This window comes from Flavobacterium erigeronis (genome assembly GCF_054075165.1).
Map to the genome: position 1 here is coordinate 75,788 of NZ_JBSKGP010000015.1, position 22,672 is coordinate 98,459.

General features: G+C 33.8%; 22 protein-coding genes. 11 read left to right on the top strand and 11 right to left on the bottom strand.

The genetic code is table 11. The annotated features are described in order from the left end of the window. From ccoN to ACWA1F_RS23625, 6 genes are read left to right on the top strand one after another with little or no spacing between them, the layout of a single operon-like run. Entirely contained in the window at positions 1 to 2,187 is a 2,187-nt protein-coding gene (gene ccoN, locus ACWA1F_RS23600; RefSeq protein ID WP_456897445.1) for a cytochrome-c oxidase, cbb3-type subunit I, read from the top strand. Between the two features lie 7 nt (positions 2,188 to 2,194). Then, positions 2,195 to 2,389 (top strand): cbb3-type cytochrome oxidase subunit 3, encoded by a 195-nt coding sequence (locus tag ACWA1F_RS23605; protein WP_306159836.1) that lies wholly within the window; start codon positions 2,195 to 2,197, stop codon positions 2,387 to 2,389. Positions 2,390 to 2,391: 2 nt separating this feature from the next. After that, a complete protein-coding gene (locus tag ACWA1F_RS23610) occupies positions 2,392 to 3,327 on the top strand; it encodes a cbb3-type cytochrome c oxidase N-terminal domain-containing protein (RefSeq protein WP_306159838.1) in 936 nt (311 codons plus the stop codon). A gap of 10 nt (positions 3,328 to 3,337) precedes the next feature. Next, positions 3,338 to 4,756, top strand: a complete 1,419-nt coding sequence (ccoG, locus tag ACWA1F_RS23615; RefSeq protein WP_306159840.1) for a cytochrome c oxidase accessory protein CcoG — start codon at positions 3,338 to 3,340, stop codon at positions 4,754 to 4,756. An 11-nt stretch (positions 4,757 to 4,767) separates the two neighbouring features. Further along, on the top strand, positions 4,768 to 5,217 hold the full coding sequence (locus tag ACWA1F_RS23620; RefSeq protein ID WP_456897448.1) for a FixH family protein: 450 nt from the start codon (positions 4,768 to 4,770) through the stop codon (positions 5,215 to 5,217). Positions 5,218 to 5,223: 6 nt separating this feature from the next. Then, positions 5,224 to 5,925 (top strand): sulfite exporter TauE/SafE family protein, encoded by a 702-nt coding sequence (locus ACWA1F_RS23625; protein ID WP_456897450.1) that lies wholly within the window; start codon positions 5,224 to 5,226, stop codon positions 5,923 to 5,925. Between the two features lie 24 nt (positions 5,926 to 5,949). Here ACWA1F_RS23625 and hemN read toward each other — a convergent pair whose 3' ends face one another. The 8 genes from hemN to prfB all read right to left on the bottom strand — a co-directional run bounded on the left by hemN (position 5,950) and on the right by prfB (position 13,681). Continuing rightward, entirely contained in the window at positions 5,950 to 7,314 is a 1,365-nt protein-coding gene (hemN, locus tag ACWA1F_RS23630) for an oxygen-independent coproporphyrinogen III oxidase (RefSeq protein WP_456897452.1), read from the bottom strand. Positions 7,315 to 7,433: 119 nt separating this feature from the next. Then, positions 7,434 to 7,910: a hypothetical protein gene (locus ACWA1F_RS23635; RefSeq protein WP_456897454.1), complete on the bottom strand. Its 477-nt coding sequence runs from the start codon at positions 7,908 to 7,910 to the stop codon at positions 7,434 to 7,436. Positions 7,911 to 8,016: 106 nt separating this feature from the next. Further along, positions 8,017 to 8,367 carry a hypothetical protein gene (locus ACWA1F_RS23640; RefSeq protein WP_456897456.1) on the bottom strand — a complete coding sequence of 117 codons (351 nt, stop codon included), beginning with the start codon at positions 8,365 to 8,367 and terminating at the stop codon, positions 8,017 to 8,019. Positions 8,368 to 8,464: 97 nt separating this feature from the next. Further along, a complete protein-coding gene (locus tag ACWA1F_RS23645; protein WP_306159849.1) occupies positions 8,465 to 8,887 on the bottom strand; it encodes a DoxX family protein in 423 nt (140 codons plus the stop codon). Between the two features lie 122 nt (positions 8,888 to 9,009). After that, the gene (locus tag ACWA1F_RS23650) at positions 9,010 to 10,638 is read right to left on the bottom strand and encodes an acyl-CoA carboxylase subunit beta (RefSeq protein ID WP_456897458.1); all 1,629 of its coding nucleotides are present in this window, start codon (positions 10,636 to 10,638) and stop codon (positions 9,010 to 9,012) included. Between the two features lie 125 nt (positions 10,639 to 10,763). After that, positions 10,764 to 11,762 carry a UDP-3-O-(3-hydroxymyristoyl)glucosamine N-acyltransferase gene (gene lpxD / locus ACWA1F_RS23655; RefSeq protein WP_306159853.1) on the bottom strand — a complete coding sequence of 333 codons (999 nt, stop codon included), beginning with the start codon at positions 11,760 to 11,762 and terminating at the stop codon, positions 10,764 to 10,766. Positions 11,763 to 12,051: 289 nt separating this feature from the next. Then, on the bottom strand, positions 12,052 to 12,498 hold the full coding sequence (gene msrB, locus ACWA1F_RS23660) for a peptide-methionine (R)-S-oxide reductase MsrB (RefSeq protein WP_456897460.1): 447 nt from the start codon (positions 12,496 to 12,498) through the stop codon (positions 12,052 to 12,054). 84 nt (positions 12,499 to 12,582) lie between these two features. Then, positions 12,583 to 13,681, bottom strand: a protein-coding gene (prfB, locus tag ACWA1F_RS23665; RefSeq protein ID WP_306159858.1) for a peptide chain release factor 2 whose coding sequence is annotated in 2 segments (ribosomal slippage) — positions 12,583 to 13,617 and positions 13,619 to 13,681 — 1,098 coding nt in all. Because the reading frame shifts where the segments join, the coding sequence is not laid out codon by codon here. Between the two features lie 151 nt (positions 13,682 to 13,832). Here prfB and ACWA1F_RS23670 point away from each other — a divergent pair. After that, a complete protein-coding gene (locus ACWA1F_RS23670; RefSeq protein ID WP_456897463.1) occupies positions 13,833 to 14,852 on the top strand; it encodes a threonine aldolase family protein in 1,020 nt (339 codons plus the stop codon). A gap of 119 nt (positions 14,853 to 14,971) precedes the next feature. Here the strand turns inward: ACWA1F_RS23670 and ACWA1F_RS23675 are convergent, their stop codons facing one another. Beyond that, positions 14,972 to 15,292 carry a YbaB/EbfC family nucleoid-associated protein gene (locus ACWA1F_RS23675; protein ID WP_456897465.1) on the bottom strand — a complete coding sequence of 107 codons (321 nt, stop codon included), beginning with the start codon at positions 15,290 to 15,292 and terminating at the stop codon, positions 14,972 to 14,974. 144 nt (positions 15,293 to 15,436) lie between these two features. Between ACWA1F_RS23675 and ACWA1F_RS23680 the strand changes: the two genes are divergently transcribed. The 4 genes from ACWA1F_RS23680 to ACWA1F_RS23695 all read left to right on the top strand — a co-directional run bounded on the left by ACWA1F_RS23680 (position 15,437) and on the right by ACWA1F_RS23695 (position 21,159). After that, positions 15,437 to 17,497, top strand: coding sequence for a S9 family peptidase (locus tag ACWA1F_RS23680; RefSeq protein WP_456897467.1), 2,061 nt, complete (start codon positions 15,437 to 15,439; stop codon positions 17,495 to 17,497). 71 nt (positions 17,498 to 17,568) lie between these two features. Continuing rightward, positions 17,569 to 18,609: a PLP-dependent cysteine synthase family protein gene (locus ACWA1F_RS23685; RefSeq protein WP_125719571.1), complete on the top strand. Its 1,041-nt coding sequence runs from the start codon at positions 17,569 to 17,571 to the stop codon at positions 18,607 to 18,609. Positions 18,610 to 18,952: 343 nt separating this feature from the next. Then, a complete protein-coding gene (locus ACWA1F_RS23690) occupies positions 18,953 to 19,849 on the top strand; it encodes a LamG domain-containing protein (protein WP_456897469.1) in 897 nt (298 codons plus the stop codon). 413 nt (positions 19,850 to 20,262) lie between these two features. Beyond that, the gene (locus ACWA1F_RS23695; RefSeq protein ID WP_456897471.1) at positions 20,263 to 21,159 is read left to right on the top strand and encodes a LamG domain-containing protein; all 897 of its coding nucleotides are present in this window, start codon (positions 20,263 to 20,265) and stop codon (positions 21,157 to 21,159) included. 140 nt (positions 21,160 to 21,299) lie between these two features. Here ACWA1F_RS23695 and ACWA1F_RS23700 read toward each other — a convergent pair whose 3' ends face one another. Then, positions 21,300 to 22,361, bottom strand: a complete 1,062-nt coding sequence (locus tag ACWA1F_RS23700; protein ID WP_456897473.1) for a PQQ-binding-like beta-propeller repeat protein — start codon at positions 22,359 to 22,361, stop codon at positions 21,300 to 21,302. A gap of 1 nt (position 22,362) precedes the next feature. Then, entirely contained in the window at positions 22,363 to 22,524 is a 162-nt protein-coding gene (locus tag ACWA1F_RS23705) for a hypothetical protein (protein ID WP_456897475.1), read from the bottom strand. Between the last annotated feature and the right edge of the window lie 148 nt (positions 22,525 to 22,672).

Consider the following 22,672-nt stretch of genomic DNA (forward strand, 5'->3'; position numbering starts at 1 on the left):
ATGGAAATGGAACAGTTTTATTACGACAACAAAATTGTAAAAAAATTCATTTACGCCACAATACTCTTTGGGGTTGTGGGTATGTTAGTGGGACTTACCTTAGCGGTAATGTACCTTTTTCCCAACATGACAGATGGGATTTCGTGGCTTAGTTATGGGCGTTTAAGACCTTTACACACCAATGCAGTTATTTTTGCCTTTGTGGGTAATGCCTTTTTTGCCGGCATGTACTACTCGCTGCAAAGATTGCTAAAAGCCAGAATGTTTAGTGATTTTCTTAGTAATCTTCATTTCTGGGGATGGCAGTTAATTATTGTAGCCGCCGCAATCACACTTCCGTTAGGTTATACTTCTTCTAAAGAATATGCAGAGCTAGAGTGGCCAATTGACATTGCAATCGCTTTAATTTGGGTTGTAATGGGAATTAATATGATTGGTACAATGTTGCGTCGTAGAGAACGCCACTTGTATGTTGCAATCTGGTTCTATTTGGCAACATTTGTAACAGTAGCAGTATTGCATATTTTTAACAATATTGAAATTCCAGTTTCGGCTTTAAAAAGTTATTCTGTTTATGCGGGAGTTCAAGATGCGCTTGTGCAATGGTGGTACGGGCATAATGCGGTGGCATTCTTCCTTACAACCCCATTTTTGGGATTAATGTATTACTTCGTTCCAAAAATTGCAAACAGACCTGTATACTCTTATAGATTATCAATTATTCACTTTTGGTCTTTAATTTTTATTTATATCTGGGCTGGACCACACCACTTATTATATTCTGCTCTTCCAAACTGGGCACAGAACTTAGGAGTTGCATTCTCAGTTATGCTAATTGCTCCATCTTGGGGAGGTATGATCAATGGTCTTCTTACTTTAAGAGGTGCTTGGGATAAAGTTCGTGAAGAACCAGTTTTAAAATTCTTTGTAGTAGCTATTACAGGTTATGGTATGGCAACTTTTGAAGGTCCAATGTTATCTTTAAAAAATGTAAATGCTATTGCGCATTATACGGACTGGATCGTAGCTCACGTACACGTAGGAGCTTTAGCTTGGAATGGTTTTATGTCATTTGGTATTATTTATTGGTTGATTCCAAGAATGACAAAATCGGAGCTATTCTCTAAAAAATTAGCAAACTTCCATTTCTGGATTGGTACTTTAGGTATTATTGTATATACAATCCCATTATATGTGGCTGGTTTCCAACAAGCTTCTATGTGGAAACAATTTAATCCGGATGGTACCTTAACTTACGGAAACTTCCTTGAAACAGTAACAGCTATTATGCCAATGTATTGGATGAGAGCTATTGGAGGTAGTTTATACCTAATAGGTATGCTAACATTAGTTTACAACATAATTAAGACTGTAAAAGCAGGGCAGACTATCGAAGATGAATTGGCTCAGGCTCCAGCTTTACAAACAATAAAAAGCAGTAGATTAAGTGGAGAGAAATTCCACTCATGGTTAGAAAGAAAACCAATTCAATTAACCATTTTAGCTACAATCGCAATTTTAATTGGAGGTATTATTCAGATTGTGCCAACAATTATGGTAAAATCAAATATTCCAACTATTTCAAGCGTAAAACCATATACACCGCTAGAACTTGAAGGACGTGATTTATATATTAGAGAAGGTTGCGTTGGATGTCACTCTCAGTCAGTTCGTCCATTTAGAAGTGAAGTGGAACGTTATGGAGTTCAGTCAAAAGCAGGAGAGTTTGTTTATGATCATCCATTCTTATGGGGATCAAAACGTACAGGTCCAGATTTATTAAGAGTAGGTGGTAAATATAATGACAACTGGCACTTTAACCACATGTGGAATCCGCAAAGTACATCTGCAGGATCGATTATGCCAGGTTATAAATGGTTATTTGACAACAAGCCAATGGATACTTCTTTGACACAGAAGAAAATGCAGGCAATGATTTCATTAGGTGTACCATATTCTCCAGAAGATGTTGCAAATGCACAGAAAACTTTAAGAGAGCAGGCAGTTAAAATTGAAAAAAACTTAGAAAGCGATCCTGACTTTGTGAAGAGTTATGAAGACAGTCGTAAAAAAGCTACAGCAAAAGGCGAGAAATTCATTCCGATGAATGAAAGAGAAATCGTAGCGCTGATTGCTTATATTCAAAGACTTGGTACTGATATTAAAGTAAAAGAAACTTCAAAATAACAGCATTATGTTTGAACAGATAAAACACAATATGGAAACGATATCGGGTATAGAAATTTACCCGATAATTTCCCTCTTAATTTTCTTCTTATTCTTTGTAGGATTAGGAATTTGGGTATTCTCTTATAGAAAAGAAAAAATTCAAGAAATGAGTAATATACCTTTAGATGAAGGGCTTAGTATAATTACAAAAGATAGATAAAAATGAAAAAGTTTTTCCCAGTATATGTTAGAGTACCGTTGATTTTCTTCATCGTATTTGCTTTGATGGAATATTTTATAGATTCAGGCGACAAGCCAGCTTTTGTAAAATACCCAATGGTAGCGCTCTTTTTATTTGTCTTTTTGTTTATTCTGATTGCTATCGAAATTACACTTAGCGCTGTAAATAGAGTAATGTATCAGTTGCTGACACCTGAAGAAAAAGCACAAAAAGAACTTGAGGAAAGTTTAAGTTTCAAAGAAAGCACTTGGTTTAAAAACCTAATGCATAAATTGACAAAAACGGAACCAATTGAAAAAGAAGGCGATTTGTTGATGGATCATGATTATGACGGAATCAAAGAGTTAGATAATAATTTACCGCCTTGGTGGGTATATCTGTTCTACATCTGTATCATATTTGGAGTAATTTATGTTATTCGTTATGATGTTCTAGGAGCCGATGATCAGGAAATGGAGCTGAAAAAAGAATTGGCTCAAGCAAAAATTGATGTTGCTGAATACATGAAAACAGCACCAGATTTAATGGATGAAAAAACGGTTGTTTTACTAAAGGATACACCAAGTTTAGATGAAGGTAAAACAATCTTTACTACCAATTGTGCCGCTTGTCACCGTGCTGATGCGGGAGGTCAGATTGGACCAAACCTTACCGATGATAAATGGATTTTAGGAGGAGGAATTAAAAATCTTTTCCATACCATTACAAATGGAGGTAGAGATGGTAAAGGGATGATTGCTTGGAAAGGAACCCTAAAACCAAAAGAAATACAAAAAGTGGCTAGTTATATTCTGTCTTTACAAGGAAGTAACCCTAAAGATCCTAAGGAAGCAGAAGGAGAGGTTTGGGTAGACGATAGTGCTCCTAAAACCGATGCTGCCGCAACTGCAAAAGATACCACAGAAGTTAAAAAATAATTAGAATATCATGTCAAATTTACCAGACGAAGCTTTTAGAAATACCATTGGAACAATAGATGAAGGTGGTAAACGAAAATTTATATTTCCTAAAAAACCGTCTGGTAAATTTTATGATTACAGGAAAATTGTCAGCTATGTTTTATTGGCAATTTTATTCATAAATCCCTTTATCAAAATAAATGGAAACCAATTTATGATGTTCAATATTATGGAACGTCGTTTTAATATTTTTGGATTTCCTTTTTGGCCTCAGGATTTTTATCTCTTCGTAATTTCAATGCTTATCGGCGTTGTATTTATACTTTTATTTACTGTTGTTTTTGGAAGGATTTTTTGTGGCTGGATCTGTCCGCAGACTATTTTTCTCGAAATGGTTTTCCGCCGAATAGAATATTGGATTGATGGAGACCGCGGTTCTCAGACTCGTTTAGCAAGGCAGGAATGGAATGCCGAGAAAATTAGAAAGAGAGTAACCAAATGGATTATCTTCTTCTTAATCTCTTTCCTTATTGCGAATGTCTTTTTAGCTTATTTGGTAGGAAGCGATACATTATTCTTAATGATTGAGCAGGGACCAATAAAACAGGCAAGCAACTTTATAGCATTGCTTATATTTACGGGTGTTTTCTATTTTGTTTTTGTATGGTTTCGCGAACAGGTTTGTATAATTGCTTGTCCGTACGGAAGATTGCAAGGGGTACTTTTAGATAATAAATCTATAAATGTTGCGTACGACTTTGTTCGCGGTGAAAAAGAAGAGGGCCGTGCAAAATTCAATAAAAAAGAAGATAGAGCACTAACAGGAAAAGGAGATTGTATTGATTGTCTTCAATGTGTTCACGTTTGTCCTATGGGAATTGATATTAGAAACGGAACGCAATTAGAATGTACAAACTGTACAGCCTGTATAGACGAATGTGATCATATTATGGAATCTGTAGGATTGCCAAAAGGTCTTATTCGATACGCTTCTGAGGATGAAATTGCTAAAAAAGAACCTTTCAAGTTTACAGCAAGAATGAAAGGTTATACGGCAGTTCTCTTTATTTTGTTGAGTGTTTTTGTTGGAATGCTTTTCTTGAGAACAAATGTTCAGGCAGTAGTTTTACGTTTGCCAGGTCAGTTGTTCCAGCATAATGGAGAAAAAATCAGCAATGTCTATACCTATAAAATTGTAAACAAAACAATGAAGGATTACAATGATATTCATTTCGAATTAATGGATCACAAAGGCGAAATTAAAAATGTTGGAAAGAAACATTTTAAAATTGCTAAAGAAGGAATTTCTCAAGGAACATTGTTTATTGAAATCGATGAGGTTTTATTGGAAAGTGATAAAACAAAATTAAAAATAGGAGTTTATAACGGTTCTGAACTTCTAGAAACAACAACAACAAATTTCTTAGGACCAAGAAGTTTTAATTAAAATATACTATCATGAAATTTAATTGGGGTACTGGTATTGTCATTGCATTCGGATTGTTTATGACATTTATTTTATATTTCGTTTTTGAAGTACAGTCAAATTCTAAATATGATAACGATTTGGTTGTCGAAGAATACTACAAACACGATACGCATTTTCAGGAAGAAATGGCCAGGATTCAGAATGCACACGATTTACAGCATAAACCAACAATCAAATATACAGAAGACGGTGTTGCTGTAATTTTTCCAGCAGGATTTGAAAACGATAAAGTGAAAGGAAATATTCAATTGTATAGACCTTCCAATAAAAAGTTTGACTTTAATACTCAAATTGCATTAACCAATTCAGAAATAATTATTCCGCAGAAAAAATTATTAAAAGGACGATGGGATGTTAATATGGAATGGCAGTATGAAGGCAAAAAATATCTTACTAAAGAAGTTATATACGTAAACTAAAATAAAATGTTATTCTCAGCTTTCTTTTTAGGTTTAATTAGCAGTCTGCATTGCGTTGGAATGTGCGGGCCAATTGCTATGATGCTTCCTGTAGACAGACAAAATGAAACTAAAAAAGTAACGCAGATTATGACGTATCATCTCGGCCGATTAACAGCTTATGCTACAATCGGACTGATTTTTGGTTTACTCGGAAGAGGTTTTTTTCTTGCAGGATTGCAGCAGAAAATGTCGATAATAATCGGTGTAATTATGATTATTGTGGTTTTGATTCCAGAAAAGAAATTTGCTCAGTATAATTTCTCTAAACCTGTTTACAAAATCATTTCTAAAATTAAAACCAATCTCGGAAGCCAGTTTAAGAATAAAAGTTACAAATCTCTTTTTACAATTGGCTTGTTAAACGGATTTTTGCCTTGTGGAATGGTGTATGTTGCTTTGTTTGGAGCAATTGCGATGCAAAGTGCAGGTTACGGAATTCTGTATATGCTTTTATTCGGAATCGGTACTATTCCATTGATGACTATAGTTGTTTATGTGAATACACTATTGCGATTGCCATTCCGAAATAAAATACAAAAAGCTATTCCGTATGTAGCGGTTATAATTGGAGTTTTATTTATCCTTCGCGGATTGGGATTGGGAATTCCTTATATTTCTCCTTCAAATATGAGTTTATTTGTGCAGCAGACTCCAAACTGCCATTAAGAAATAATTCAAAACTAGCTAACCCTAGACAGTCATCGAAAACAGATTTGTTTCCGGTGACTTTCTTTTTAGATGTAAATCAAAAGCCATACAAATATTACGCACAAAAGGTCTTCCTTCTTCCGTAATTTTGATTTTATTACTTTCAATAACAATTAAATTATCGTTTTCGATTTCTTTTAAAGCAATTAAAACTTCAGGGAGTTCAGTAAAATTTAGTGATTCTGCACTCCAGGATGTTTCTAATTCGCAAGTTAAATTAAGAATGTGTTTTCTAATGATAAGGTCTTCGTCATTTAAAATGTGGCCTTTTACAACAGGAAGTTGATCTGCTTCTAAAATATCATAATATTCTTCAAGACTTTTTGTATTTTGAGCAAAGCTGTACCAGCTGTCACTTATGGAAGAAACGCCTAGACCAATCATGACTTGTGTTTTAGAAGCACTATAGCCCATAAAATTTCGGTGTAAATTTCCGTTGTGAGCGGCTTTGTATAAGCTATCTTCAGTCAAGGCAAAATGATCCATACCAATTTCATGATAACCGTTTTGGATAAGCAGTTTTTTGCCAGTCTCGTATAGTTTTCTTTTTTCGGCATCTTTTGGAAGGTTTTCTTCATTAAAGCCGCGTTGTCCGTTTCCTTTTATCCAAGGAACGTGTGCATAGCTGTAAAAAGCTAATCGATCTGGTTTTAATGAATTTGTTTTCTCAACCGTATCAATTACATCTTCTATCGTTTGAAATGGAAGTCCAAAGATAATATCGTGTCCAATAGAAGTATAGCCAATTTCTTTTGCCCAAAATGTTACTTTAGCCACATTATGAAAAGGCTGGATTCTATTAATAGCTTTTTGAACCGTAGCAGAATAATCCTGAACACCAAAACTTACACGACGAAATCCTAAATCATATAATTTTTTAAGCTGTTCGTAAGTAGTATTATTTGGATGTCCTTCAAAACTAAATTCATGATTTTCTGCTTTTACGGCATGATCAAAAATTCCGTTGATAAGGTTTTCTAAGTTTTCTTTAGAAAAGAATGTAGGAGTTCCCCCGCCCAAATGTATTTCTTTAATTATTGGTTTTTCTGGCAGAACGTTACAGTACATAGTCCATTCTTTCAGAACCGCCTGAATATATTTTTCTTCTACTGAATGATTTTTGGTAATACGCTTATTGCATCCGCAGAAAGTACACATGCTTTCGCAAAAAGGCAGGTGAATGTATAAACTGATTCCGTTTTTTGAATTGCTTTCAGAAAATGACTGTTGTAGAGTAGTAATCCATTTTTCTGCTGTAAAGTCAGCTTCATTCCAATATGGAACTGTCGGATAACTAGTATATCTTGGACCTGGGACGTTGTATTTTTGAGTCAAAGAAATTTTCATAACGACGGATTTAGTTTTCATCAAAATTAAAACTTCAGGCTAAGACATAAAATGACAAATGTCATATAACTTGTAAAAAAAAGAGACCCAAAATGAGCCTCTTTTATTGAATTAAATAACTAACGTGATATAGAATCTTGGATGATTTTAAGCCATTTTTTCGCAAACTGATGATCTTGATAAACGCTAATTTGCTTGATGCGATCGTCATCAAAATCATAGAATGGAATTATTATTTTTTTAGAAGTTCCTTTTTCTTGAAATTCAAAATCAATTTTTACAATTGTATCAGAACCAGCGTCTGTTGTTGGAATTAATTTGCATGATGCAATTGTATTTAAATCCACATAAGTTGATTCTTGTTGATTTGGATTGAAATTCATTAAAATGAACTTGTTATTTTTTTGATCAATAGTTAAGGTCTTATTATTGATCGATTCTGTCAAATCAAATTCTTCTGGATGATTTGGATTGAATCTTTTCTTGATGTTTAAAATTCTTGATTTGCTTGCTGCAGATGAACGTGCAGAAAAATATACTGGGATAGCGACTATAATTAGAATCACAATACCCATAATTGTGGTAGTAGTTTCCATAATGTTTTTAATGAAATAAATAAATGATATGCAAAACAGTTTTCTGAATGAAAACGGCTAAGTGGTTACTGAAGAATGAATCTTCTAAATAAAATCAGGTATTTATTTACCAGAAAAAATGGAAAGCATAGAGTATGACTGAAACCTTTTTACATTGAGTTGTAAAGAGTTTAGTATATGCTGTAACAGTTGAAACAGTTTGATGCTGTGGTATTAGTGGTAAAAGCGTATCAAAACATTTTATAATTCCTCCAGTCGGGTTTGTTTTGATGTTTGCGGCAAACTGATAATTTCCCTGTGGCTGGATAAATGCCGATGAATCGGGAATGTCTTTACAGAAATTGGTATCTGATTTTTCCGTCTCAATTAAACGCACAGAAGCTTGGTTTGCTTGATAAGCAAACAAACCTGCAATTAAAAGCGCAATAAAAATAACGGTTTTACGAATCCAATTCATGTCGGCGAATTTAAGCCATAAAACGCAATTAAAGAAATTTTAAAGGATTAATTAACACTCAAAAAAAAGTCCTCAGTTAAACTGGGGACTTATGAGGCTATTGTTGCATTTTAAAATAATAGTCTGCAGAGTGTTTGCCGCTTCCATAAAAGAGAAAGAATATGCAGACAAACAAAACGATTAATGCTAAAATTAAACTTTCGGAATGCATTTGTCCCATAAAATTTATAAGAACGGCACCGAATAAAATTGGTAATTGAGCAGCTATTGCCCATCTTGTTAGGAGTCCAAAAATAATCATTATACCACCAATCATGTGGGCTGGAGCAATGTAATGCAGCATAAACATACCTCCACCAAACTTGTCAATCGGGGAAATCAAATCATGCAGGTATTGAATATTGGTGACGAAAGAGACACCTTTCATAAATAAAAATCCACCCAAAACAATACGTACTAAATCAACTGGTAAATAAGTGTGCGAATTTGCCCATTTATTCAAACTTTTTACATTTTCCATGATGTTGTGTGATTAAAAATTATGTACTAAGTTACTAATTTTTAATCAGATATTTATTTTTAACACCTTAAAAATAAGTTTTTTGCTTTTTATTTAACTTGTTTTTGAGAATTCTGAAATCACTAAACTTGAATAACTCCCAGATTAAATGGTTTTTGAATAGGAGCGTGGTTTGCCGCTTCGATTCCCATAGAAATCCAATTACGTGTTTCTAGCGGATCAATAATGGCATCTGTCCAAAGTCTTGAAGCTGCATAATACGGAGAAGTCTGTTCATCGTATCGTGCTTTTATTTTATTGAAAAGCTCAGTTTCTTTCTCTTCATCGACTTTTTCTCCTTTCGCTTTAAGCGAAGAAGCTTCAATTTGCGCTAAAACTTTTGCAGCTTGAGTTCCACCCATTACGGCAAGTTCTGCGCTTGGCCAAGCAAAAATTAATCTAGGATCATACGCTTTTCCGCACATGGCGTAATTTCCAGCTCCGTATGAATTTCCAACAATAACCGTAAATTTTGGAACAACAGAATTGCTGACCGCATTTACCATTTTAGCACCATCTTTTATAATACCGCCATGTTCAGATTTTGAACCTACCATAAAACCGGTAACGTCTTGTAAAAAGACTAATGGAATTTTTTTCTGATTGCAATTGGCAATAAATCGAGTGGCTTTATCGGCGCTGTCAGAATAAATGACACCACCAAATTGCATTTCGCCTTTCTTGGTTTTTACCACTTTTCTTTGGTTGGCAATAATCCCGACTGCCCAACCATCAATTCTGGCGTAACCTGTAATTAAAGATTGTCCGTAACCTTCTTTATATGCTTCAAATTCTGAATTATCGACCAAACGTTTGATGATTTCCATCATATCATATTGTTCGGTTCTGGCTTTTGGGAGTATTCCGTAAATATCATTTGGTTCTAAAGCTGGTTTTTCGGCTTTGATTCGGCTGTAACCTGCTTTATCAAAATCACCAATTTTATCTACAATATTTTTAATTTTATCTAAAGCATCTTTGTCGTCTTTGGCTTTGTAATCGGTAACTCCTGAAATTTCACAGTGGGTTGTCGCGCCGCCTAAAGTTTCATTGTCGATAGTTTCTCCAATTGCGGCTTTTACCAGATAACTTCCAGCAAGGAAAATACTTCCTGTTTTGTCGACAATTAAAGCTTCGTCGCTCATTATAGGAAGATAAGCACCTCCCGCAACGCAGCTACCCATAACGGCAGCGATTTGAGTAATTCCCATGCTGCTCATCTGAGCGTTGTTTCTAAAAATGCGTCCGAAATGTTCTTTATCTGGAAAAATTTCATCCTGCATTGGCAGATAAACACCTGCGCTGTCCACAAGATAAATAATTGGGAGTCGGTTTTCCATTGCGATTTCCTGAGCGCGAAGGTTTTTCTTTCCAGTTATCGGAAACCAAGCTCCAGCTTTCACAGTTGCATCATTGGCCACAACAATACATTGTTTGCCTTTAATGTAACCAATTTTTACAACGACACCTCCTGAAGGACAACCACCGTGTTCTGGATACATTCCTTCACCAGCGAAACCGCCAATTTCAATACTTTTAGAATTTTCATCTAATAAATAAGCAATTCTTTCACGAGCGGTCATTTTGCCCTCAGCGTGGAGTTTTTCGATTCGTTTTTCTCCTCCGCCCAATTTTACTTTAGCAAATTTTTGTTTTAATTCAGAAAGAAGTAATTTATTGTGATCTTCGTTTTTATTGAAGTTTAAATCCATAATAAAGTATTGATTTTATAAAATAGTGTTGGCTAATTTACAAAATCTGTTGAAATAAATTCTTAAGCTTCTAAGTTTCTTAGCTCCTAAATAACTTAGAAGCTCAGCAACTCAAAAGCTTATATTTATTTTTTAGAAAGACAAACCATTTGTTTTAACAGCGCCCATTGTTTTAAAGCGTCACGAGCTTCTACAGCTGGATATCCGAGCATAGTTTTGCCTGAAGGAACATCTCCTACAACGCCAGAACCGGCACCAATTGTTGCGCCATCGCCAATAGTGGTGTGATCTTTTATTGAGGCGCTTCCGCCAATAATTACGCCGTTACCAAGGGTTACAGATCCGGCAAGACCACTGTTTCCAGCCATTATGCAAAATTTACCTAGTTTACTATTGTGGCCAATTTGAACTAGATTGTCTATTTTGCATCCATCGCCAAGAACTGTTGAACTAAATTTTCCTCTGTCAATACAAGTATTAGCACCAATTTCGACACAATTGCCAATAATGACATTTCCTATTTGCGGAATTTTAACCAAACCTTTTTCTGAACAAGGTCGAAACCCAAAACCATCTGCGCCAATAGTAGCATTAGGATGAATTATACAATCGTTCCCGATATGACAACGCTCGCGTATAACCGTACCAGACCAGATAGTAGTATTTCTCCCGATGGTGCATTCGTCTAAAATGGTCACATTAGGATAAAGTATTGCTCCAGCGCCAATTTCAACTTTTGGACCGATATAGCAGCCAGCGCCAATTTTAGCACCTTCGCCAATAATAGCAGTTTCGTCTACAGTAGCGGTTTTATGAATGTTTGAATGGAAGATAGGGGCAGGGGGAGCAAAAAGGGTTAAAATTTGTGACATGGCCAGATCGGCATTTTTTACTTTAATAAAAGCGCGATTTTCACCTGGTTCTATAGAAATGTCTTCGTTAACAACAGCTACTGAAGCATTTGAGGCCGACCAGTATTTTTCATATTTTTTGTTTCCTATAAACGAAATTTCTGAAATGCTAGCTTTTTCAAGTTGTTCTGTGGCTGTAATATATTGAGAAGTAGCGCCATAAATTACGCCATTGATTATTTCGTTAATCTCGTGAATTGAATAGGATTTCATTTAATGAATTAAGTAGATTTAAGGTTTAATTTTTGCCAAATAAAATGAATTTGATTTTAATAACCTAATGCTTTTTTGAGATATATTTAAAATAACAGCTGTAATATTGAAAAATTAACTTTTTGTGTATTAAATTAATGAGTTTCTTTTAATTTTTGTGCGTTCTTTAATATTTATTTCCTGACAAATTAAAGCATAATTAGGAAGAGAGATTGGTAAGTATTTGATTATTAGGAATAAAAAAAAGCGATTCACTTAAAAAGGAATCGCTTTTGAAATATTTGTTTTTTTACTGTTTGACCTTAGATAAAGACAATGCATTAATGCAATAACGCAGACCGCTTGGTGGCGGACCATCAGGAAAAATATGCCCGAGATGAGAATCACAAGCATTGCAAACTACCTCAACACGAATCATTCCGTGCGATTTGTCGGCATGATATCCAACTGCATTTTCTTTTACAGGTTGTGTAAAAGACGGCCATCCCGTACCAGATTCGAATTTTTCGCTAGCATCAAATAATAATGTTCCGCAGCATTTACATTCATAAATTCCTGGTTCAAATAAACTGCACATTTCAGAGCTGAAAGATCTTTCGGTGCCTTTTAAACGAGTTACCTGAAATTCTTCTGGAGTCAATAACTGTTTCCATTCTTCCTCCGTTTTCTCCACTTTTTTGTCTGGAGTCGGATTTCCTTTATTTGTAAAATGAATTACATCTGCCCATTTTATCATAACTTTTGTTTTTTTGTTTAAAAGTTTCAGGTTCAAGTTGACTGCAACTGACCACTAAAAAAACTGACCACTGACCACTAAAAATTATTCCTCTTCCTTCTGTCCCATCATCATTAGATAGGCTTTTAGGAAAGCGTCAATATTTCCGTTCATTACGCCGTCAACATCGCTGGTTTCGTATCCTGTGCGAACATCCTTAACCAATTTATAAGGTTGCATCACATAATTACGAATTTGTGAACCCCATTCAATTTTCATTTTTCCAGCTTCGATATCGGCACGTTGCGCTTGCTGTTTCTTCAACTCAATTTCATACAATTGAGAACGAAGCATTTGCATGGCACGCTGTCTGTTATCTTGCTGAGAACGTGTTTCAGAACATTGAATCTGAATTCCAGTTGGTTTGTGAACTAACTGAACTTTCGTCTCCACTTTATTTACGTTTTGTCCTCCAGCACCACTAGAACGAGAAGTCGTAATTTCGATATCGGCAGGATTAATGTCGATTTCGATACTGTCATCTACTAACGGATAAACATAAACAGATACGAAAGAAGTGTGGCGTTTAGCATTACTGTCGAAAGGTGAAATACGAACCAGACGGTGAACTCCGTTTTCTCCTTTTAGGTATCCGAAAGAATAATCTCCTTCAAATTCTAAAGTTACGGTTTTAATTCCTGCAACGTCTCCTTCTTGGAAGTTAAGTTCTTTGATTTTATAACCATAACTTTCTCCCCACATCATGTACATACGCATTAGCATTCCTGCCCAGTCGCAACTTTCCGTTCCGCCGGCACCGGCAGTAATTTGAACCACAGCACTTAAACTGTCGGCTTCGTCAGAAAGCATGTTTTTGAATTCGATGTTTTCGATGTGAGTCTGAGCAAGATCATATTGTTCGTCTAGCTCCTCTACAGTAAGTTCGCCTTCTTTGTAAAAATCATAAGCAAGCTGTAATTCTTCTGTAAGAGTTGCAGCTTTGTCATAATCTTCAATCCATTTTTTCTTGTTTCGAAGGTTTTTTACAATAAGTTCTGCTTCTTTTGGATTGTTCCAAAAATCGGGAGCAAAAGTTTTTTCTTCTTCGTTTGCAATTTCGATTAGTTTAGCATCGACGTCAAAGATACCTCCTCAACGCACCAAGGCGCTCCACAATACCTTTTACTTGTTCGGCTGTTGTCATAAATTAATTAATAGGTTTTTATATGTTTTTTAGAATTATTACGTTAATTTGGTCTATAGAAACGAGCGAGTTAAATTTTATTAAACTTGCCAAGAATAACTATTTGTAATACGTAATTTTGCATACAAAAATAAGATATAGTTTTTAGAATATGGAAATAAATTTAATCAGCGATACCATAACAAAGCCTACTTATGAAATGCTGCAGTATATGTTTAACGCCCATGTCGGCGATGATGTATACAAACAGGACCCAACGGTGATTGAATTGGAAAACAGAACAGCAGAGTTTTTTGGTATGGAAGCTGGTCTTTTCTTTCCGTCTGGAACTATGGCAAACCAAACTGCAATTAAACTTCATACACAGCCTGGAGAACAATTAATAGCCGATAAATATGCGCATGTTTATCATTATGAAGGAGGAGGAGTTTCTTTTAACAGCGGTGTTTCCTGCTGTCTGATTGATGGGAATCGTGGAATGATAACAGCCGCACAAGTCAAAGCTGCGATAAATGATCCTGAATTTTATCATAGTCCGCTTACAAGTTTGGTTTGTGTAGAAAACACAACTAATAAAGGAGGCGGCGCATGCTACGAATTAGAAGATTTAAGAGAAATAAAAAAAGTTTGCGACGCCAATAATTTGAAGTTTCACTTAGATGGGGCTAGAATTTGGAATGCTTTAGTAGCTAAAAGACAGAATCCGAGAGAGTTTGGAGCAATTTTCGATACTATTTCGGTTTGCTTGTCTAAAGGGTTAGGAGCTCCAATTGGTTCTGTGCTTCTTGGAAGTAAAGCTGATATTTACAGAGCGTTGAGAATCAGAAAGATATTAGGTGGAGGAATGCGTCAGGTTGGGTATTTAGCTGCTGCCGGATTATATGCTTTGGCTCATAATATCGAAAGATTGGCAGAAGATCATCGCAGAGCAAAAGAAATTGCCAAAATCTTAAGCACAAAACCTTGGATTGCGTCTATCGAACCTGTAGAAACCAATATTTTGATTTTTTCGCTTGCCGAAGGTTACAGCGACCAATTGTTAATCGAGAAATTAAAACAGAAAAATATACTGATAAGTTCTTTAGGGCACAATAAACTTCGTATCGTAACACATTTAGATTACAAAGAAGTAATGCATACTTATGTGTTGGAGACGCTTTCGAAGTTTTGATCAAAGTGACAAAGTAACAGAGGTTCAAAGAGACAAAGGAGAGTATATTAAAAAAGTAAGGGACAAAGGTTAATCATGTAGATAGCCTTTGTCCCTTTGTTACTTTGTCTCTTTGAATCTTACTTAAAAAGATTATCCATTCCAGGAATAGAAGGCATATCCATTCTGGCTACAGCGTCTAATTCTCTTTCGTTTACATTTGTAGCTTTTTCTATGGCTTTGTTTAAAGTTACTATTAGGTAATCTTCTAACTGCTCTTTATCTTCTAATAAAGAATCGTCAACAGAAATTGATTTTATTTTTCGACTAGCTGTAATAGTAACTTTTAATAATCCGTCAGCGCTTTGTTCATCAATAAAAACAGTATCAAGGCGCTTTTTTGTATCTTCAATTTTTTGCTGGGTCTCTTTAAGTTTACCCATCATTCCCATTAAATCCATTTTTGTTGATTTTTTAAATTATTTCACACAAAATTACTATATTGCTGTGTTAATTCAATAGAATAATTTAAGAAAAAATTAATTCTGTTCTGTTGGGTTTGTGCTATTTTTGCGTCTTCATATTTAAAAATTAATGCTTAATCAATGCAAAATGATATATCGGCCCCAAAGGCTAACATAATACCAAAAACACTAAAAAAACATAAAGAAACTAGGATTGACAACTACTTTTGGCTTAATGACCGCGAAAATTCTGAAGTAATTGATTACCTAAATCAAGAAAATGCTTATTATGAGAATATGACTTCTCATACTAAAGATTTACAAAATAGTTTGTTTGAAGAAATGAAGGCAAGAATTAAAGAAGACGACTCTTCTGTTCCTTATTTCTACAATGGATATTTTTACATTACACGTTTCGAAACTGGTCAGGATTATCCCATTTTTGCTAGAAAAAAAGGAAGTCTTACTGCGGAAGAAGAAATTCTTTTTAACTGTAACGAAATGGCAAAAGGGCATGCTTATTTCAAATTAGGAGGTTTAAGTATTAGTCCAGATAACAAATTTGCTAGTTTTGGAGTAGATATTGTGGGTAGAAGAATTTATACCATTCAAATTAAAAACTTAGAAACGGGTGAAATTTTAGCAGATAAAATAGAAAATGTGACAGGAGCTTCAGTTTGGGCAAATGACAACAACACTATTTTTTATGTTAGACAAGATGAAACTACTTTAAGAGCTGATAAAGTTTTTAGACATAAATTAAATACCAGTTCAGAAAGCGATGTTTTGGTTTTTAATGAAGTTGACGATACTTTTAATGTGTCGATAAGCAAAGAAAAATCAAGAAAATATATTGTTATTGGTTCTGGAAGTACTTTAACAACCGAATATAGAATTTTGAATTCTAATAATCCAGAAGGAGAATTTACTGTTTTTCAGCCACGTGTTCGCGGATTAGAATATAGTATTTCTCACTACGAAGATTCTTTTTACATCTTAACAAATAAAGACAAGGCGACTAATTTTAAATTAATGAAAACGCCTGAAGATAAAACAGGAAAGAAAAACTGGGTAGATCTTATTCCGCACAGAGAAGATGTTTTGTTGGAAGATATCGAGATTTTCAAAAATTATTTAGTTGTAGAAGAGCGTTCAAACGGATTGAATCACATTAGAATCATGCCTTGGGGCGATGAACCAGATTATTATCTTCCTTTTGGCAGTGAAACTTATAATGCATACACAACAACCAATGTAGATTTTGATACTGATATTCTGCGTTACAGCTATCAATCATTAGCGACACCGTCTTCTGTAATTGATTTTAACATGAAGACTAAAACCAAAACGATCTTAAAAGAACAGGAGGTTTTGGGTGGAAAGTTTGATAAAAATAATTATATAGAAGAAAGAGTTTGGGCAACAGCTCGTGATGGAGTAAAAGTGCCGATTTCTATGGTTTATAGAAAAGGTTTAGAGAAAAATGGTAAAAATCCGTTACTGCTTTATGCGTATGGTTCGTACGGAATTACAATGGATACTTATTTTTCATCAACAAGATTATCGCTTTTAGACCGCGGATTTGTTTATGCCATAGCCCATATTAGAGGAGGTGAGGACTTAGGAAGGCAGTGGTATGAAGACGGAAAACTGTTAAAAAAGAAAAATACCTTTACAGATTTCATCGATTGCTCTAAATTTGTAATAGACCAAAAGTTTACTTCTCCAGAACATTTGTATGCAGAAGGAGGATCTGCTGGCGGACTTTTAATGGGAGTAATCGTAAATGAAGCTCCCGAATTGTATAACGGAGTCATCGCTCAGGTGCCTTTTGTAGACGTAATTACTACAATGTTGGATGATAGTATTCCGCTTACAACTGGAGAGTATGACGAATGGGGGAACCCAAACAATAAAAAATATTACGATTATATGTTGTCGTATTCACCTTACGATAACGTAAAAGCGCAGGAATATCCTAATATGTATGTTTCTACCGGATTGCATGATTCGCAGGTACAGTATTGGGAGCCAGCTAAATGGGTTGCGAAATTGCGAGATTTAAAAACAAATAATAAACTTTTGTTTTTAGATACAAACATGGATGCAGGTCATGGCGGGGCTTCGGGACGTTTTGAGGCTTTAAAAGACTTAGCAAAAGAATTTAGTTTTTTATTAGATTTAGAAAAAATTAAAAGCTAATTAGAAATTTTTTGTTAAATTTGCAACCTATCAAGGTTAATTTGAAAATGCCTTTGATTAACTATTTTTTTATGAAAGAAGAAATAACTGCTTATAATAATGTTTTAGAGTTAATAGGAAACACCCCCCTTATTAAGCTAAATAAAATTACCGAAGAGTTAGAAGGAAATTTCTACGCAAAGGTAGAAGCTTTCAACCCAGGTCATTCCTCAAAAGATAGAATAGCGTTATATATTATTGAAGAAGCCGAGAGAAAAGGAATTCTATCTCCGGGAGATACCATTATTGAAACCACATCTGGTAATACAGGTTTTAGTTTAGCAATGGTAAGCATTATTAAAGGTTACAATTGTATTTTAGCGGTAAGCTCAAAATCATCTAAAGACAAAATTGACATGTTGAGAAGTTTAGGCGCCAAAGTGTATGTCTGTCCGGCTCACGTTTCTGCAGATGATGAAAGATCTTACTATAATGTAGCAAAACGTTTGCACGAAGAGACAAAAGGTTCAGTCTACATTAATCAATATTTCAACCAATTAAATATTGATGCCCACTACAACACTACAGGTCCAGAAATTTGGGAACAGACAAAAGGACAAATTACGCACTTAATTGCGTGCAGCGGAACAGGAGGAACTATCTCTGGAACTGCAAAATTCTTAAAAGAAAAAAATCCAAATATTAGAATTCTAGGTGTAGATGCTTTTGGTTCGGTTTTGAAAAAATACCACGAAACAAAAGAATTTGATAGTAAAGAAATTTATCCTTACCGTATTGAAGGTTTAGGTAAAAACTTGATTCCGTCTGCTACAGATTTTGATATTATTGATAAATTCATGAAAGTAACCGACGAAGAAAGTGCTCACTCTGCAAGAGAGATTACTAGAAAAGAAGGTTTATTTGTTGGATATACTTCTGGAGCAGTAATGCAAGCTATTAAGCAATATGCTGAAGAAGGAGAATTTACAAAAGACAGTAACATCATTGCTATTTTCCCAGATCATGGTTCTCGTTACATGAGTAAAGTATTCAGCGATGACTGGATGAACGAGCAAGGTTTCTTTGACAGTGTTAATGAAGAAGAAGCTCAAAAAATTGAATTCGTAAAGTAATAAACTACTTTTCAAGATATAGAAACTCCATTCGTATTCCGAATGGAGTTTTTTTTATTTTCCACATTTTTCTCCTTTCGGTTTTCTTTAAAAGTTAAAATTTATTATTTTATTGAATATACCGTATTTATACGTAAGAAATTATTAGTTCGAATAATTTTAATTCAATTATTTAATAATAACATTGAAAAATATAAAAAATATTTAACCGGTAAAATGCATGAAAAACGTTCTTTTAACGAGTATTTAGGTAAGTTGTCGGAAATATTTTAGCTCCAAGTAGTAAAAATATAGTTTAGCGGTATTAAAATAACATAGTTATTAATCCCTAAAATCTACTATTATGAAAAAATTACTACTCACAGTATTGTTTGTAAGTTTTTTGAATGTGAATGCACAAACACCGATTCAGGAATTTAACTTTAATGGCACTTTAAACAATACTGCAAATACAATCTCATTTATTGGCACCAACAATTTTGTGGCAGATAGAGCAGGAGGTATTAAAGGAGCTCAGCGACTAAATAATAAAGCTCTAGAAGCTGTAATTGATAATCTGCCTCAAGGAAAAAGTTCAAGAACAATTAGTATTTGGGTTAAATTTAATGATATTGCTAATGCCAACTATATTTTGGGTTACGGAAATGCTTTAAATGCGCAATATTGCGGATTACTGCAACAAGGCACTACTTCTTCTAACTCCGATTTGAGTTTAGCTGCCTGGGGTGCTTCTAATGATGTTATTGTGTCTACACCGCTTGAAAAAAGTATCTGGTACAATTATACCATCACCTACGAAGGCACTACTTCTAAAATATATCGAGACGGTAAATTATTAAAGTTTCTAGAAGGAATGACTAGATCTACTAATGGAAATATTTTTAGATTGGGAGAAATTAATACTATGGTAGGAATAAATGCTGATATAGACGATTTAAAGATCTATAATGTGGCTTTAACTCCAGATCAGGTAAAAGAATTATATGAAAGTGAAAAAGCTGTTAATTTGCTAGTAAAGGCTCCTGCAGAAACGAAATCGAAAACTGTGGCTAAGGCAAAAACGCCAAATGAAACAATAATTACTTCAAGCGACGTCAGCGGGACAACAAAAAGCATTGAAGTGTATTCGCAAGGACAAAAAATAGCAGGAAGTAACGCCGCAAATATCAGCGATCTTCCTGAAGGGACTTATTTATTAAAAATTACCAGTGCTCCATCTAAAAAAATTACCTCAAAATAAATGGTTTTTTAGTTTGTTTTTAAATGTTAGTTAGTTTTTTTATTGCGCAAGCAATTGAGTTTTTGGAATAGTAAGAAAAAGCTTTCTGTGTTCAGAAGGCTTTTTTTATTCTTATTTTATTCTAAAAGTACTTTCAGAATAAGATTGCTTTTCATGCGACGTATTCTATAAATTCGCTAGATTGGCTTTGGAGTATTTCAAAGAGAATGCTACAGGATCGAATAAAGTATTTTTGTGAGAATTATGCATTTGTATGTAAGAATTGCTTGTGCGTGATGAATTTAAATTATAGTTTTAACAAAATTTATAAAAATAATAAACGAAATTTTAGAATTGTAAAATTAAATTCGTTTCAATTTTACAGTCAATCATTATTTGCCTTAAACCTAAATATTCTGATAAAAGCTAAGCCTATGAAAAAAATATTACTCACTTTAATGTTTGTAAATTTTTTAACTGCCAATGCACAAAATCCAGTGCAGGAATTTAATTTCAACGGAAATTTAAATAGTGCCGACAATACTATTTCATTTTTAGGCACACCGCTTTTTGTAAACGATAGAATGGGAAGTCCTAAAAGTGCTTTGCGACTCACAAACAAAGCTTATCAAGCAGTAGTAGGGGAGCTTCCACAGGATAATAAGCCAAAAACAATATTAGTTTGGGTAAAATTTAATGCGGTCAATATTCCGAATTATATTTTTGGATATGGCGCTGCTGCAAACGGACAATATTTTGGATTAATACAGCAACCAGTAGCGGGAGGAAATTCAGATTTAAGTTTAGTAGGGTGGGGAGATACCAATAATGTGATAGTTTCTGTGCCATTAGCAAAAGAAACTTGGTACTTTTATAGTGTTACTTACGATGGAAATATTTCTAAAATTTACCGAAATGGTGTACTATTAAAGTCTGTAGAAGGGATTCAGCGTTCGGCAAAAGGGTATATTTTAAATCTAGGAAAACTAAATACCTCAACAAGTATTAATGCTGATATTGATGATTTACGATTATACAGTGTCGCTATGACAGACGAACAGGTTTTGGAAGCTTACAATAGCTCAAAACCAAATGGTGCAGCAGTAACGCAGACAATACCAATTTCAGCTTCTAATACTCAGAAAAAAGCGGTTGCGGCGCCTGTGAAAACTTCAGTACCTGCTGCCACAGTCGAAACTAGCAAAAGTGGTAAAACAATTGAGGTCTTCTCTCAGGGAAGACAAATAATGAGTGCGAATGCGTCTAATATTGGTGATTTGCCAGAAGGGACTTATTTGATTAAGGTGATTAATACAAATAATAGAAAATAGTTTTTATTTATAGCAAAAAGCCTTCTGAAATTTAAGAAGGCTTTTTGTTTTTTAGCCGATTACGCTTATCACTATGAATAGAACTACTAGTAATATTATCGCGTATCTGGTGATTGTTGAGGTTTGCATTTTTATGATTGTTATTCTTTTTCAAAAATATGTAAATCATATTTATTATCTAATACAAATATCTTATCAGCACAACATTTCATATTTCTAATTGCAGGGAATTTATTTTTTACTTCTTCAATCTCAATACTCCACAGAATTTCTTTTTCTTTCCTGCTAAAAACAGCGAAACGATTATTGTCGCTTCCCTCATAAGAAAAAATATATTCCATGTTATAGCCTCCTATGTAATTTAAATTAAGTTTATGTTCAATACAAGATTCTTTAAAACTATAGCTTCTAAAATATTCTTCATTTGTATTCAAATCAAATTCAATATAAAAGTATCTATTTAGATTAAAAATCAATCCAGTTTTTTCATCCAAAATAGTATCGTATCCAAAATATCCTTTGAAATCCCCAAAATCACTTTCTCCAACCATTAGTTTGCCTTCTTTTATATAACGTGATTCTTCTCCTGTTTCTACATTTAACGCTAATAATGCTCCACTATTCAGAATTAACCAAAGTTCATTTTTATAAATTCCTAAAAACTTAATTACATTTGCTTGCTTCTCTATTGGTGATTGATCTATGTAATCTGCATTTTGTTTCCAATTATATTTAGTTTTTAAATTGTATTGCCAAAGCAGTTTTAAATCTGTGTCGTCCAAGCAAAAATTAATATTTATATCATCTTTGCTATAAATTAAATAATCATTACTTACAATAAAAAAAATTATTCTTTCTTCTACTGTCCATATTTTTGTGAGTGCATCATGAATAGAGACTTTTGTCGTAGAAAATTTATCACCATAGTAAACATGTCCATTATGCATTTCTCTAATAATTTTTTTTTCAAATATTTGGAAATTACTGTTTTTTCCAAGATATCCTTTAGGATTTTCTAAAGTATGATTAAAACAAATCCATTCTTCCGAAGACTTCAATCCAGAAATCTCTTCTTTAACATCAAATAAGATTTTTTTATCTTTATCATAAAGAACATTTTCTTTAATGTAAATAAATTCATTCGAATCTGTCAATGCGAAAATGTCAATATTATCAATCTTATTTTTTAAAATAAATTTCATGTTAGTTTGTATTACTTATTTTTCTCGCTATATCTTCTAATGTGCTTTCATCTAAATCCATAATTCCCTCGACTTTTAATCTTTTTAAAATATTTGGCTTATTTTTTATGATGTTCCAAAGATCCTGTTTATTAGTTGTTAAAAACTCCGTCATTTCAAACATAATTTTAGTATTTTATTCTTTAACAATGAGAGTAAATCTTTTTAGTTATTCTAATTGTTTCTTGTTCACAATAAATCATTTAATACAATGAATAATAATGTTTTGAAATATTATGTTATAATTTAGTGTTTTAAAAATGTATTTTAGT

Bases quoted from the DNA above. Each gene is read 5' to 3' on its own strand.
- lpxD (WP_306159853.1), bottom strand. From the start codon at position 11,762: ATGAAATCCTATTCAATTCACGAGATTAACGAAATAATCAATGGCGTA.
- ACWA1F_RS23620 (WP_456897448.1), top strand. From the start codon at position 4,768: ATGAAATTTAATTGGGGTACTGGTATTGTCATTGCATTCGGATTGTTT.
- ACWA1F_RS23675 (WP_456897465.1), bottom strand. From the start codon at position 15,292: ATGGATTTAATGGGAATGATGGGTAAACTTAAAGAGACCCAGCAAAAA.
- ccoN (WP_456897445.1), top strand. From the start codon at position 1: ATGGAAATGGAACAGTTTTATTACGACAACAAAATTGTAAAAAAATTC.
- ACWA1F_RS23690 (WP_456897469.1), top strand. From the start codon at position 18,953: ATGAAAAAATTACTACTCACAGTATTGTTTGTAAGTTTTTTGAATGTG.
- ACWA1F_RS23705 (WP_456897475.1), bottom strand. From the start codon at position 22,524: ATGTTTGAAATGACGGAGTTTTTAACAACTAATAAACAGGATCTTTGG.
- ACWA1F_RS23700 (WP_456897473.1), bottom strand. From the start codon at position 22,361: ATGAAATTTATTTTAAAAAATAAGATTGATAATATTGACATTTTCGCA.
- ACWA1F_RS23640 (WP_456897456.1), bottom strand. From the start codon at position 8,367: ATGAATTGGATTCGTAAAACCGTTATTTTTATTGCGCTTTTAATTGCA.
- ccoG (WP_306159840.1), top strand. From the start codon at position 3,338: ATGTCAAATTTACCAGACGAAGCTTTTAGAAATACCATTGGAACAATA.
- ACWA1F_RS23635 (WP_456897454.1), bottom strand. From the start codon at position 7,910: ATGGAAACTACTACCACAATTATGGGTATTGTGATTCTAATTATAGTC.
- msrB (WP_456897460.1), bottom strand. From the start codon at position 12,498: ATGATAAAATGGGCAGATGTAATTCATTTTACAAATAAAGGAAATCCG.
- ACWA1F_RS23625 (WP_456897450.1), top strand. From the start codon at position 5,224: ATGTTATTCTCAGCTTTCTTTTTAGGTTTAATTAGCAGTCTGCATTGC.
- ACWA1F_RS23645 (WP_306159849.1), bottom strand. From the start codon at position 8,887: ATGGAAAATGTAAAAAGTTTGAATAAATGGGCAAATTCGCACACTTAT.
- ACWA1F_RS23680 (WP_456897467.1), top strand. From the start codon at position 15,437: ATGCAAAATGATATATCGGCCCCAAAGGCTAACATAATACCAAAAACA.
- ACWA1F_RS23685 (WP_125719571.1), top strand. From the start codon at position 17,569: ATGAAAGAAGAAATAACTGCTTATAATAATGTTTTAGAGTTAATAGGA.
- ACWA1F_RS23605 (WP_306159836.1), top strand. From the start codon at position 2,195: ATGTTTGAACAGATAAAACACAATATGGAAACGATATCGGGTATAGAA.
- ACWA1F_RS23650 (WP_456897458.1), bottom strand. From the start codon at position 10,638: ATGGATTTAAACTTCAATAAAAACGAAGATCACAATAAATTACTTCTT.
- ACWA1F_RS23695 (WP_456897471.1), top strand. From the start codon at position 20,263: ATGAAAAAAATATTACTCACTTTAATGTTTGTAAATTTTTTAACTGCC.
- hemN (WP_456897452.1), bottom strand. From the start codon at position 7,314: ATGAAAATTTCTTTGACTCAAAAATACAACGTCCCAGGTCCAAGATAT.
- ACWA1F_RS23610 (WP_306159838.1), top strand. From the start codon at position 2,392: ATGAAAAAGTTTTTCCCAGTATATGTTAGAGTACCGTTGATTTTCTTC.
- ACWA1F_RS23670 (WP_456897463.1), top strand. From the start codon at position 13,833: ATGGAAATAAATTTAATCAGCGATACCATAACAAAGCCTACTTATGAA.